11 protein-coding genes are annotated in these 12,898 nt (G+C 72.6%); 10 read left to right on the forward strand and 1 reads right to left on the reverse strand.

All coding sequences use genetic code 11. The features are described 5' to 3' along the window. Positions 1 to 67 precede the first annotated feature (67 nt). From AB0B39_RS31190 to AB0B39_RS31235, 10 genes are all read left to right on the forward strand, one after another. Entirely contained in the window at positions 68 to 475 is a 408-nt protein-coding gene (locus tag AB0B39_RS31190) for a hypothetical protein (protein WP_234588258.1), read from the forward strand. Continuing rightward, positions 475 to 684, forward strand: coding sequence for a DUF6186 family protein (locus tag AB0B39_RS31195; RefSeq protein WP_234588302.1), 210 nt, complete (start codon positions 475 to 477; stop codon positions 682 to 684). The genes AB0B39_RS31190 and AB0B39_RS31195 overlap by 1 nt, the downstream gene beginning before the upstream one ends. Before the next feature lie 450 nt (positions 685 to 1,134). Beyond that, entirely contained in the window at positions 1,135 to 2,457 is a 1,323-nt protein-coding gene (locus AB0B39_RS31200; protein ID WP_357497938.1) for an MATE family efflux transporter, read from the forward strand. A 127-nt stretch (positions 2,458 to 2,584) separates the two neighbouring features. Next, positions 2,585 to 3,469 carry a tRNA pseudouridine(55) synthase TruB gene (gene truB / locus AB0B39_RS31205; RefSeq protein ID WP_357497936.1) on the forward strand — a complete coding sequence of 295 codons (885 nt, stop codon included), beginning with the start codon at positions 2,585 to 2,587 and terminating at the stop codon, positions 3,467 to 3,469. A 77-nt stretch (positions 3,470 to 3,546) separates the two neighbouring features. Next, positions 3,547 to 4,476, forward strand: a complete 930-nt coding sequence (locus AB0B39_RS31210; RefSeq protein ID WP_234588260.1) for a bifunctional riboflavin kinase/FAD synthetase — start codon at positions 3,547 to 3,549, stop codon at positions 4,474 to 4,476. A 190-nt stretch (positions 4,477 to 4,666) separates the two neighbouring features. Beyond that, positions 4,667 to 4,936 carry a 30S ribosomal protein S15 gene (gene rpsO / locus AB0B39_RS31215; RefSeq protein WP_007456699.1) on the forward strand — a complete coding sequence of 90 codons (270 nt, stop codon included), beginning with the start codon at positions 4,667 to 4,669 and terminating at the stop codon, positions 4,934 to 4,936. Positions 4,937 to 5,161: 225 nt separating this feature from the next. Next, positions 5,162 to 7,555, forward strand: a complete 2,394-nt coding sequence (locus tag AB0B39_RS31220) for a polyribonucleotide nucleotidyltransferase (protein WP_234588262.1) — start codon at positions 5,162 to 5,164, stop codon at positions 7,553 to 7,555. Between the two features lie 47 nt (positions 7,556 to 7,602). Next, positions 7,603 to 9,000, forward strand: coding sequence for a pitrilysin family protein (locus AB0B39_RS31225; protein ID WP_234588264.1), 1,398 nt, complete (start codon positions 7,603 to 7,605; stop codon positions 8,998 to 9,000). Positions 9,001 to 9,198: 198 nt separating this feature from the next. After that, positions 9,199 to 9,951 (forward strand): 4-hydroxy-tetrahydrodipicolinate reductase, encoded by a 753-nt coding sequence (dapB, locus tag AB0B39_RS31230; protein WP_357497933.1) that lies wholly within the window; start codon positions 9,199 to 9,201, stop codon positions 9,949 to 9,951. A gap of 113 nt (positions 9,952 to 10,064) precedes the next feature. Continuing rightward, positions 10,065 to 10,535, forward strand: a complete 471-nt coding sequence (locus AB0B39_RS31235; protein WP_357576087.1) for a GNAT family N-acetyltransferase — start codon at positions 10,065 to 10,067, stop codon at positions 10,533 to 10,535. A 164-nt stretch (positions 10,536 to 10,699) separates the two neighbouring features. On the opposite strand, the gene AB0B39_RS31240 is transcribed toward AB0B39_RS31235, so the two are convergent. Beyond that, on the reverse strand, positions 10,700 to 12,844 hold the full coding sequence (locus AB0B39_RS31240; RefSeq protein WP_357576088.1) for a glycogen debranching N-terminal domain-containing protein: 2,145 nt from the start codon (positions 12,842 to 12,844) through the stop codon (positions 10,700 to 10,702). Positions 12,845 to 12,898: the final 54 nt, after the last annotated feature.

The raw sequence follows: 12,898 nt of genomic DNA on the forward strand, positions 1-12,898 counted from the left end.
AAGTTCAGGGTCAGCTCCGGGGAGTGTTGGTCTTCCCGCGCTGTGTGAGAACAGGAAGAATTGCGGGATGGAGCAGCCGCACGACCTCACCGTGGAGGCCCCCCGAGCCTGGGACCGGCCCGCCGTCTCCGTTCCGGTTCTCCTCTGCCTGTCCCTCGTCGGCGGCCGGTTCGCGTCGTTCTCGACCGAGGCGAATCTCTACACGCTCGGCACCGGCGGCGTGTTGATCTGGCTCGGTCTGAACAGCCGGGTGCCCCGGCGGCCGGCGCCGCGTCGGCTGGGGCCGGGAGCGGCGTGGTGGGCACTGCCGGTGGTGGTCTTCGGGGTCTTCGAGGGCGCGACCTTCGTGTTGGCCGTGGGCGACGACTTTCCCACCTTCTCCCGGTTGGCCGACCCCTTGCTGGAGGATCATCTGACCCGGTCGGCGGCCTGGTTCGCCTGGCTGGCCGCGTTCTGGGGGTTGGTGCGGCGATGATGCGGGCTCTCGCGATCGGCGGTTTCCTCACCGCGCTGGCCCTGTTCGTCGGGGTCGAGTGGCTGGCCCGGCGGGAGGGATCCCGCATACCGACCCTGGGCGAGGTCTGCGCGTACGTGATGCGCTACGAGGTCGGGTCGGTGCCGGTGGGCAGGATCGGTCTGTTCGGGTTCTGGTGGTGGCTGGGCTGGCACTTCCTGGCCCGCTGAACCGGGTCGCCGCCCGTCCAAATGGCGGGAACCGAGAGCAGCATGTGGACCTGAACGATAACTTGGGAGGCGGCCGGCATCACGTGGTGATGCAGGTCGTGGGCGGTGGTGCCACACCTCGCGCTGCCTCCCTCCAGGGTCGGACCGACCCGGGCTCACGCTGCCCAGTCGGCTGCTCCGGTAACCCCGGACCGCCGTGGGGCGCTCAGCACGACCGCCCGTGAGGGCCGCCGCGTGCCGGTGGCTCGCACCCTGGAAGGAGCGCCACCATGCCGAACAAGCCCAAGCCCGAGACCACCACCGACGACGCCCGCGAGCAGGCCCGCCGCGCGCTGCAGACGTCGATGGACACCCGCCAGTGAGCCAGTCCGCCGAGCGGTGACGCCTCCGCTGGAGTAAGTCCTCGGCGGGATTGCGATCCTTACCGTCGTCGTGCCAGGATCGGCGGCGATGAGCCACCCTGCCACCACCGACCGATCCGCCTCGCCGCGCCGCATCGCCGGCCTCGCGTTGCCAGCCCTCGTCGTCCTCGCCGCCGAGCCGCTCTACGTGCTCGTCGACACGGCAGTCGTCGGTCACCTCGGTCGGGTGCCCCTCGCGGCGCTCGCCGTCGGCGGCACGGTGATGACGCTCACCGCCTGGCTCGGCACCGTCGTCGCGTACGGCACCACCGGGCGGTCGGCCCGCCGCTTCGGCGCCGGCGACCGGGCGGCCGCCGTGGCCGAGGGAGTCCAGTCGTCGTGGCTCGCGTTCGGCGTCGGGCTGCTTGTCGCGATCGGCATGCAGATCGGCGGGGGCGCGCTGGCGCGTACCCTCGCCGGAGGTCCCGGCGACGTCGCCGACGCCGCCGCCGCGTGGCTGCGGATCGCGGCGCTCGGCGCCCCCGGCCTGCTGCTCGCCGCCGCCGGCAACGGCTGGCTGCGCGGTGTGCAGGACACCCGGCGGCCGCTGTTCTTCGTGCTCGGCCCCAACCTGCTCTCCGCCCTGCTCTGCCCGCTGCTGGTCTATCCCGCCGGCCTCGGCCTGACCGGTTCGGCGGTCGCCAACGTGGTCGCCCAGACGATCGCCGGTGGGCTCTTCGCCGCGGCGCTGGTCGCCGAACGGGTGTCGCTGCGGCCCCGACTCCGGGTGATCCGCCAGCAACTCGTGCTCAGCCGGGACCTGCTGATCCGCGGCGTGGCGTTCCAGGCCAGCTTCCTCTCCGCGACTGCCGTGGCCGCCCGCTTCGGCGCCGCCGCCGTCGGTGCGCACCAGATCGCCCTGCAACTCTGGTTCTTCACGGCGCTGGTGCTCGACGCCCTCGCCATCGCCGCGCAGTCCCTGGTCGGCGCCGCGCTGGGCGCCGGCGACGCGGCGGACGCCCGTGCGCTGGCCCGCCGGATCGGCGTGCTCGGCGGTGTCTGCGGCGTCGCCTTCGCGCTGCTGATCGCCGCCGGGGCCGGTGTCGTGCCGTCCTGGTTCAGCTCCGACGAGCAGGTACGCGAGCAGGCCATGGTGGCCTGGCCGTGGTTCGTGGCCATGCAGCCCCTGGCCGGGGTGGTGTTCGCGCTCGACGGCGTGCTGATCGGCGCGGGCGACGTGCGCTACCTGCGCAACCTCACCATCGTGGCGGCGCTCGGCGGTTTCCTGCCGGCCATCTGGCTGGCGTACGGGCTGGACCTGGGGCTGGGCGGCATCTGGGCCGGGCTCACCCTCTTCGTGGCGATCCGGCTGGTCGCCCTGCTGCTGCGCCTGCGCAACGGCGCCTGGGCCGTGGTCGGCGCGACCCGCTGACGGACCGACCCGGCTCAGCAGTCCTCGCCGCCGCCGGGCCGCCACCCCGGGGTGTACGCCTGCGGGCGGGCGGGAGGGCGCCGGGCGACTCCGGTCGCCGCTGGGCTGTCTGGCAGGCTTGGACGACGTGAGCACCGATGGTCTGATCGTTGTCGACAAGCCCGGCGGCATGACGTCGCACGACGTGGTGGCGCGGATCCGCCGGCTGGCGAAGACCCGCCGCGTCGGGCACGGCGGCACCCTCGACCCGATGGCCACCGGTGTCCTGGTGATCGGTGTGGGGCGGGCCACCCGACTGCTGACCTACGTCATCGGCGCGGGCAAGAGCTACACCGGCACGATCCGGCTCGGCCAGGCCACCGTCACCGACGACGCCGAGGGTGACGTGATCGCCAGCACCCCGGCCGGCCACGTCACCGACGAGGCCGTCCGGGCCGCGCTGACGCCCCTGACCGGCGAGGTCGACCAGGTGCCGAGCGCGGTCAGCGCCATCAAGATCGACGGTCAGCGGGCGTACAAGCGGGTGCGTGACGGCGAGAGCGTCGAGCTGCCGGCGCGGCGGGTCACCATCTCCCGGCTGGAGGTGCTGGCGATCCGCCGCACCGAGCCGGACGTGGTGGACGTGGACGTCGACGTCACCTGCTCTTCGGGGACGTACATCCGGGCCATCGCCCGGGACGCCGGCCTGGCGCTCGGCGTCGGTGGGCACCTCACCGCGTTGCGTCGGACCGCGGTAGGTGGCTTCACGCTCACCGAGGCGGCCACGCTCGACGAGTTGGAGCAGCGCGCCCCGGCCGTGGTGAACCTGCCGCTGGACGCGGCGGCCGACCGGTTCTTCCCGCGCCGGGAGGCGACACCCGACGAGGCGAAGGTGCTCGGCCACGGCGGTCCGCTGGACCCGGCCGGCATCGCCGGGCCGTACGCCGTCTTCGGACCGACCGGTGCTCTGATCGCTATCGTCAGCGAGCGGGACGGGCGGGCCCGCGCGGAGATCGTGCTCGCCCCGGCCTGACGGCGGTACGCAGGTCCGTCGGCTTCCGGCCGGCGGTGTCGACCCGCCGACCGGCGGGACAGCAGGAGAGGAACGGCATGCAGCGGTGGCGGGGGTACGACGCGGCGCCCGGCGGCTGGGGACGCTCGGTCGTCACCATCGGCGTCTTCGACGGCGTGCACAAGGGGCACCAGGCGACCATCGGGCACGCCGTGGCCCGGGCCCGGGAGCTGGGCGTGCAGTCGGTGGTGGTCACGTTCGATCCGCACCCGGCCGAGGTGGTCCGCCCCGGCTCGCACCCGGCCGTGCTCACCGAGCCGGCCCGCAAGGCGGAACTGATCGAGGCGCTCGGCGTGGACGTGCTCTGCGTGGTGCCGTTCACCCCGGAGTTCTCCCGGCTGCCGCCCGAGCAGTTCGTTCACGACATCCTGGTCGAGCACCTGCACGCGGCGCTGGTGGTGGTCGGCGGCAACTTCCGCTTCGGGCACCGCGCCGCGGGCGACGTGGCGCTGCTGGAGCGGCTGGGCAAGACCTTCGGCTTCGGGGTGGAGGGCGGCCCGCTGGTCGCGCAGGACGGGACGGTCTTCTCCTCCACGTACATCCGCTCCTGCGTCGACGCCGGCGACGTGGGCGCCGCGGCGGCCGCGCTGGGCCGCCCGCACCGGGTGGAGGGGGTGGTGGTCCGCGGCGACCAACGCGGCCGGGTGCTGGGGTTCCCCACTGCGAACCTGCTCTGCCACAGGTACGCGGCGGTCCCCGCCGACGGGGTGTACGCCGCCCGGCTGATCCGTCGTGGGCAGTCCGAGCCGCTGATGTCCGCGGTGTCGGTCGGCACCAACCCGACCTTCTCCGGTCGGGAGCGGCGGGTGGAGGCGTACGCGCTGGACTTCGACGGCGACCTGTACGGCGAGCGGCTGGCCCTGGACTTCGTGGCGCACCTGCGCGGTCAGGTCCGGTACGACTCGATCGAGCCGTTGATCGCCCAGATCGAACAGGACGTCGCACGCACCCGGAGCGCCCTGAGCTGATCATCCACCGGGCCGCGCAGGCCCTTGGCCGGGTGTTACCCGTGGGTGCTGGTAGTCTTGCGGGGACGTCGGGTGACCGGCGTGGGGCCTCGCGTGCCTGCTCGACGCCGCGGGTGCGAGGTACCGGTCCGTTCCCGGTCCATCGGGACGACGGACACCTACTTGATCAACCCATCGAAACAGGGAGAACATGGCGCTCGACCAGGAAGCCAAGGCCAGCATCCGCGCGGAGTACGCGACCGCCGAGGGCGACACCGGTTCGCCGGAGGTCCAGGTCGCGGTCCTCACCAAGCGGATCGCCGAGCTGACCGAGCACCTGAAGGTGCACAAGCACGACCACCACAGCCGCCGTGGGCTGCTGCTGCTGGTCGGCCGTCGCCGTCGGCTGCTCAACTACGTCCAGAAGAAGGACATTGCCCGCTACCGGACGCTCATCGAGCGGCTCGGTCTGCGCCGGTGACGTGACGGGGGAGTGGCCGACCGGCCGCTCCCCCGATCGGCGTCCCACCTGAAGAACACGGGCCGCGCGACCAACCCGAGAGGGAGCCGGTCAGCGTACCGGTCTCCGGTAGTGGCCCCCGGGAACCCGGCAGCACGCCGGCACCCGGGCGCTTCGATCGAAGACCGGCCGGCTGAGCAGCTCCCCGACGTCGCGGGCCCACGACGCGAAGGAGCACGACAGCACATGACCGAGACCAAACTCGGCACCGAATCCCGCACCGCCGTGATCGACAACGGGTCCTTCGGCACCCGCGAGATCACCTTCTCCACCGGTCGGCTGGCTCGCCAGGCCGCCGGTTCCGTCATCGCCCAGCTGGGCGAGACGGTGGTCCTCTCCGCCACCACCGCCGGTAAGCACCCGAAGGAGCAGTTCGACTTCTTCCCGCTGACCGTCGACGTCGAGGAGCGGATGTACGCCGCGGGCCGGATCCCCGGCTCGTTCTTCCGCCGTGAGGGTCGGCCCAGCGAGGACGCGATCCTCACCTGCCGCCTGATCGACCGGCCGCTGCGCCCGTCCTTCGTGAAGGGCCTGCGCAACGAGGTCCAGGTCGTCGAGACCATCCTCGCGCTCGACCCGCAGCACCCGTACGACGTGGTGGCCATCAACGCGGCCTCGATGTCGACCAAGCTCTCCGGCCTTCCGTTCTCCGGCCCGATCGGCGCGACCCGGGTCGCGCACATCGACGGCCAGTGGGTCGCCTTCCCGACCCTGGAGGAGCTGGCCCGCGCCACCTTCGACATGGTCGTGGCCGGCCGCACCCTCGACGACGGCGACGTCGCGATCATGATGGTCGAGGCCGAGGCCACCCCGAACGCCGTCGCCCTCATCTCGGCCGGCGCCACCGCCCCGACCGAGGAGATCGTCGCCAGCGGCCTGGAGGCCGCCAAGCCGGCGATCCGCGAGCTGTGCCGCGCGCAGAGCGAGCTGGCCGAGGTCGCCGCCAAGCCGGTCACCGAGTTCCCCGTCTTCCTGGACTACCAGGACGACGTGTACGACGCGGTCGCCGACCTGGCCCGCGCCGACGTGGCCGAGGCGATCACCATCGCCGGCAAGGCCGACCGCGAGGAAGCCCTGGACCGGGTCAAGGCCCGGGTCGCCGAGGAGTTGGGCGCTCGGTTCGAGGGTCGGGAGAAGGAGCTCAGCGCCGCCTTCCGCTCGCTGACCAAGTCCGAGGTGCGCAACCGCGTGCTGCGCGAGCAGGTCCGCATGGACGGCCGCGGCCCGCGCGACATCCGGCCGCTGACCGCCGAGGTCGGCGTGCTGCCCCGGGTGCACGGTTCGGCGCTGTTCGAGCGCGGCGAGACCCAGATCCTGGGTGTCACCACGCTGAACATGCTCCGCATGGAGCAGATGGTGGACACGCTGTCCCCGGAGAACCGCAAGCGCTACATGCACAACTACAACTTCCCGCCGTACTCGACGGGTGAGACCGGCCGGGTCGGCTCGCCGAAGCGGCGCGAGATCGGCCACGGCGCTCTCGCCGAGCGTGCGCTGATCCCGGTGCTGCCGTCGCGCGAGGAGTTCCCGTACGCCATCCGGCAGGTCTCCGAGGCGCTCGGCTCCAACGGCTCCACCTCGATGGGCTCGGTCTGCGCGTCGACGCTGGGCCTGCTCTCCGCGGGTGTCCCGCTGAAGGCGCCGGTCGCCGGCATCGCCATGGGCCTCATCTCCGACGAGGTGGACGGCAAGACGCAGTACGTCACGCTGACCGACATCCTCGGCGCCGAGGACGCGTTCGGTGACATGGACTTCAAGGTCGCCGGCACCCCGGAGTTCGTCACCGCGCTGCAGCTCGACACCAAGCTCAACGGCATCCCGTCGGACGTGCTGGCCGCCGCGTTGCAGCAGGCGAACGAGGCCCGGCAGATCATCCTCGGTGTCATGAAGGCCGCCATCGAGGCTCCGGCCGAGATGTCGGACTACGCGCCGCGGGTCACCACCGTCAAGATCCCGGTCGACAAGATCGGCATGGTGATCGGCCCGAAGGGCCAGACCATCAACGCGATCCAGGACGAGACCGGCGCCGAGATCTCCATCGAGGACGACGGCACGATCTACGTCGGCGCGACCAACGGCCCGTCGGCCCAGGCTGCCGTCGACCGGATCAACGGGATCGCCAACCCGACGCTGCCCAAGCAGGGCGAGCGGTTCCTCGGCACGGTGGTCAAGACCGCCGCGTTCGGCGCGTTCATCTCGCTGCTGCCGGGCCGCGACGGCCTGCTGCACATCTCCAAGGTGGGCGACGGCAAGCGGGTCGAGCGCGTGGAGGACTTCCTCAACGTCGGTGACCGGGTCGAGGTCGAGATCGCTGACATCGACGCCCGCGGCAAGATCTACCTGGACAAGGTCCGCCCGGAGGGCGCCGAGGCGCCGGCCGCCGGTGAGGCCGCCGGTGGCGACCGTCCCTCCGGCCGCGACCGGGGTGACCGGGGTCCGCGTGACCGGGGCGACCGCGAGCGTGGCGGCGACCGGGGCGGGCGTGGCCCGGAGCGCGGTGACCGTGGCGAGGGTGGCGGCGGCGGCGAGGGTGGTGGCGAGGGCGGCGAGCGTCCGCGCCGCCGGACCCGGCACAGCTGACCACCAGCACCTGCAACACCCACCCCTCGTCGAACCGGGAGCAACACGTGAGTCGGGCCTTCAGTGCGCCGTTTCCACCGGATCGACGGGGGGTGGCCCCGTCTCGGGACACCGGGGTGGGCCGCTCCGGCGGCGCCGCCCGTGCGGTGACCCGGACGCTCAGCGACGACCCGCTGGGCGGCACGGTACGACGTACCGTGCTGCCCAGCGGCCTGCGCGTGCTGACCGAGGCGATCCCGGCGATGCGCAGCGTGTCCTTCGGCATCTGGGTGGCGGTCGGTTCGCGGGACGAGACGCGTCCGCAGGCCGGTGCCGCGCACTTCTTGGAGCACCTGCTCTTCAAGGGCACCCACAAGCGCACCGCCTTGGAGATCTCCTCGCAGATCGAGGCGGTGGGTGGCGAGACGAACGCCTTCACCACGAAGGAATACACCTGCTACTACGCCCGCGTGCTGGACGAGGACCTGCCGCTGGCGATCGACGTGATGTGCGACCTGGTCGCCGACTCGCTGCTGGAGCCGGCCGACGTGGAGACCGAGCGTGGCGTGATCCTGGAGGAGATCGCCATGCACGACGACGAACCCGGTGACGAGGTGCACGACCTCTTCGCCCGGGCCGTCTACGGCGACCACCCGCTGGGCCGACTGATCTCCGGCACCGAGGAGACCGTCACGCCGATGACCCGGCGGCAGATCCAGAGCTTCTACCGCGGTCACTACACCGCGCCGCAGATCGTCATCGCCGCCGCCGGCAACCTCGACCACGCCGCGGTGGTCAAGCTGGTCCGGCAGGCCGTGCGCGGCACGCCACTGGACAGCGACCCCGCCGCACCGGCCGCACACCGCGCGGCCACTCCGGCGGTACGCACCAAGCCGGCCACCACCCTGGTCGAGCCGAAGGAGACCGAGCAGGCGCACGTCCTGCTGGGCTGCCCCGGCATCGACCGCACCGACGACCGGCGTTTCGCCCTCGGGGTGCTCAACAACGTCCTCGGTGGCGGCATGTCCAGCCGCCTCTTCCAGGAGATCCGCGAGCAGCGCGGCCTGGCCTACTCGGTCTACTCCTACGCCAGCCAGTACGCCGACAGCGGCCTGTTCGCCGTCTACGCCGGCTGCGCGCCGGGCAAGGTGGACGAGGTGCTGGCCCTGACCCGCGCCGAGCTGGCCCGGGTGGCCGCCGACGGGTTGACCGAGGCCGAGGTGGCCCGGGGCAAGGGGATGAGCAAGGGCTCGTTCGTGCTCGGCCTGGAGGACACCGGCTCCCGGATGAGCAGGCTCGCCAAGGGTGAGCTGCTCTACAGCGACCTGATGCCGGTGGACGAGCTGCTCCGCCGGGTCGACGAGGTCAGCGTCGAGGACGTGAACACCCTCGCCGCCGAGCTGCTCAGCCGGCCGATGTCGCTGGCCGTCGTCGGCCCGTTCGGTAAGGGCGACTTCTCCGCCTGAGGGCCGTCGCTCGCAGGGCCGGTCGCCCGGTGCCGTGGTCTGTTGGGCGGTCGCTCGCAAAGCCGTGGTCGGTAGGGCGGTCGCCCGCAAGGCCGTGGTCTGTAGGGCGGTCGTCCATACGGCCGGGCACGTCCCGGTCGGTGGAGCGGACCGGATCCGGCAGTGGTGGCGCGTCCCGATTGGGATAGGTTGTGCCGCGTGACTGACGAGCAGGAGAAGACCCGCGTCGGCGTGTTCGGTGCCCGCGGCCGGATGGGCATCGAGGTCTGCAAGGCGGTCGACGCCGCCGACGACCTCGAACTGGCGGCGTCGATCGACCAGGGCGACAGCCGTTCCGCCGTCTCCGGCGCCCACGTGGTCGTCGACTTCACCACGCCGGACGTCGTCATGGACAACCTGAAGTGGTGCATCGAGCAGGGCATCAGCGCGGTCGTCGGCACGACCGGCTTCACCGAGCAGCGGCTGGAGCAGGTACGCGGCTGGCTCGCCGACAAGCCCGGGGTGGGCGTGGTCATCGCCCCGAACTTCGGCATCGGCGCGGTGCTGATGATGCAGTTCGCCGCGCGGGCCGCCCGGCACTTCGAGTCCGTCGAGATCATCGAGCAGCACCACCCGCGCAAGCTGGACGCCCCGAGCGGCACCGCCACGCACACCGCCCGGCAGATCGCCCGGGCGCGCGCCGAGGCCGGTCTCGGGCCGGTGCCGGACGCCACAAAGGACGAGGTGCCGGGGGCGCGGGGCGCCGACATCGACGGGGTACGCGTCCACGCGGTGCGTGCCACCGGCCTGGTCGCGCACCAGGAGGTGCTGTTCGGCGGCACCGGCGAGACGTTGACCATCCGCCACGACTCGTACGACCGGGTGTCCTTCATGCCCGGCGTGCTGCTGGCCGTCCGCGCGGTACGCAACCGCCCCGGCCTCACCGTCGGCCTGGACGCCCTGCTCGACTGACCGGGCCGCTCGTCCGCGCCGATGCCAGCGCAGATCTTGGACACTTTCCGTTCCGCGTTGACGGAAACTGTCCAAGATCTGAAGGCGTTGCGGGTCCGGGTAGCATCCGCCGGATGATCGATGCGGGACACCTGGATCGGGTCGGGCGGAGAGTGACGCTGCGCCCGGTGGACGACGACAACTGGCGGGCGGTCGCCGACGTCGCCCCGCGCGACGACCAGCGTCGGTTCGTGGCCGCGCTGGGCGCACGGTACCTGCTGCTGAGTAGCCGCTCGCAGGTGTGGACCTCGCTCGCGGTGTACGCCGACGAGACAGTCGTCGGCCACGTCATGTGGGGTGCGGACGACGACGGCTCGCACTGGATCGGCGGAATGCTGATCGACGCCGCGGAGCAGGGCCGGGGCGTCGGCCGGGCCACCATGCAGACGCTGGCGCCCTGGCTGGCGGCCCGAGACGGCAACCCCCCGGTCCGCCTCTCGTACCACCCGGACAACACCCCGGCAGCGGCCCTTTACGCCTCCCTCGGCTTCCACCCCACGGGCGGCGTGGACGACGACGAGCTGATCGCCGAACAAACCCCCTGACCCCCGTCGCCAAACCCGGCCCAGCCTGACCGGCGTCGATCATGGAGTTGTGGTGCCCCCGCAAAAGGGACACATGTGGAGCTGCTGCCCACCACGACTCCATGATCGACGGGGACGGCGACGGGGACGGCGGCGGGGGCGAGGGCGGAGGCGAGGGCGGGGGGTTAGCGGGGGTTGGATGGGGTTCTGGGGTGGCGTTGGGTGGGGAGGGTCGAGGTCTTCAGGGGGGTGGGGTGACCTGTCATCGTGGCTTCGCCGGTGCGGTTCACCGTGACTGTCACCGGTCTGCCGGCCACGCGGAGGTTGGCGGCGCGCACGGCGCCCAGTTCGGGGCCGGCCAGCGGGGTCAGCCGGACCGTTTCGCCCGGTACGTCGGGGTAGAGGCCCGTGGCGGCCTGGAGCAGCAGCACGGCACCCGCCGCGGCCCACGCCTGCGGCCGGCACGCCGCCGGGTACGGCACCGGGCGGTCGAGCAGCGCCCGGTCGTCGCCGCCGTACAGCTCCGGCATCCGGTAGTCGAACGCCTCGGCCGCCGCGAGCAGCCCTTCGGCCAGGCCGAGCGCGGCGTCGCGGTGCCCGCCGCGGGCCAGCCCGGCGAGCACGATCGCTGTGTCGTGGGTCCAGACCGAACCGCAGTGGTACGACAGCGGGCTGAAGCCGGCGTCGTCGGTGGACATCGTCCGTAGTCCGAAGCCGCCGGCCAGTGTGTCGGTGGTGAGCAGGCGGGCGACCTGGCTCTCCTCCTCGACGGTGAGCAGGCCGGTGCCGAGCAGGTGACCGATGTTGCTGGTCAGTGAGTCGACGGGGCGCTTGTCGCGGTCGAGGGCCAGGGCGGGCTGCGGGCCGTACCGGCCGTCGACCCAGAAGCTGTCCCGGAACCGGCGGGCCAGCGTGGCGGCGTGCTCGCGCCAGCGGTCCCCATCGGGGCGGCCGAAGGCGTCCAGCAGGGCGGCGCCGTTCACCGCCGCCTCGTGCGCGTACCCCTGCACCTCGGCCAGCACGATGGGCGCGGTGGCCAGGGAGCCGTCGTGGAACCGTACGGCGTCGCCGGAGTCCTTCCAGCCCTGGTTGGACAGCCCGTGGCCGGTGGTGTCGACGTACTCGACGAGGCCGTCGCCGTCGGGGTCGGCGTGCTCGCCGAGCCAGCGCAGGGCGGCCTCCAGGTGGGGCAGCAGAGGCTCGATCTGCTCGGTCGGCAGGCCCCAGCGCCACGCGTCGTGCAGGAGGTTGACCCAGAGCATGGTGGCGTCGACGGTGCCGTAGTAGGCAGGCGGGAGGCGCAGTCCGTTTCCGGGCAGCGCGAACTCCTGCCCGCGCAGCTCGTGCAGGATCTTGCCGGGGGCCTCCCCGGTGGCCGGGTCGACGCGGGTGCCCTGGCGACGGGCGAGGACGCGCAGGGTGCCGGCGGCCAGGTCCGTGCCGAGCGGCAGCATCATCCGGGCCGCCCAGAGGCTGTCCCGGCCGAACAGGGTCAGGAACCAGGGCACTCCGGCGCCGAGGAAGACGTCCCCGGGGGCGCCGGTCTCGGCCAGGCGTAGCCCGCGCAGGTCGTCCAGGCTGCGGTCGAGGAAGCGGACCAGTCGCCGGTCGTCGGCGGTCACCTCGGGTCGGGCCCACTCCGGTTCGCCACCCGGGGCGATCACGACGGCGCGCGGGTCGTCGATGGTCACCTGCCAGCGCAGCACCGTCTCGCCTCCGGGTGGCAGGTCGATCGGCCAGGCCAGTCGGGGCGCGGTGGCCCGTTCGTCGGCGGTGAGCACGTCGGCGTCGGGCGCGGTGACGGTGACGGTGATGCCCTCCGCCGACCAGGTGAGCAGGCCCGGTTGGCCGGTCTTGGCCTCCAGCGGCACGGCCGCGCCGCCGGACTTGACCACCTCGATGGGCGCCAGGTCGCAGCCGAGGTCGACGCTCACTGTGGCCCGTACGCCGACGGTGGCGGTGGAGACGATCCGCAGCTCCTCGGTCAGGCCGTTGCGAATGGCCCGCCGGAGCCGGTCGACGCGGACGGTGGGGTCGGGCGTGGGATCGCCGAGCCAGCGTGCCAGGCCCACGAAGCGGACGGCGTGCGGGCCGTCCGCGCCGCGGGTCAGCCCCTCCAGCTCCTGGTCGTCGACGCGCAGTTCGGCCCGGGAGAGTACGCGGGCGTCGGCGTGGAAGACGCCCTGGACGCCGGTCGGGCGGATCTGCCCGGTCGCGTCCCCCAGCGCACTGGTCGGGGCGAACACCACCCCCACCAACTCGTGCAGGAGGGGTTGCAGCTGGCGTTCGATCACGGTGCGGCTCCAGATCTCGGGGTGCGGGGCGGACATCTTGACAACGCGGCCCCTGGCGGTGCAAAGTGCGAAACATTCCAAAAACTTGAA

Source organism: Micromonospora sp. NPDC049114 (assembly GCF_040648635.1).
Classification (GTDB): Bacteria; Actinomycetota; Actinomycetes; order Mycobacteriales; family Micromonosporaceae; genus Micromonospora.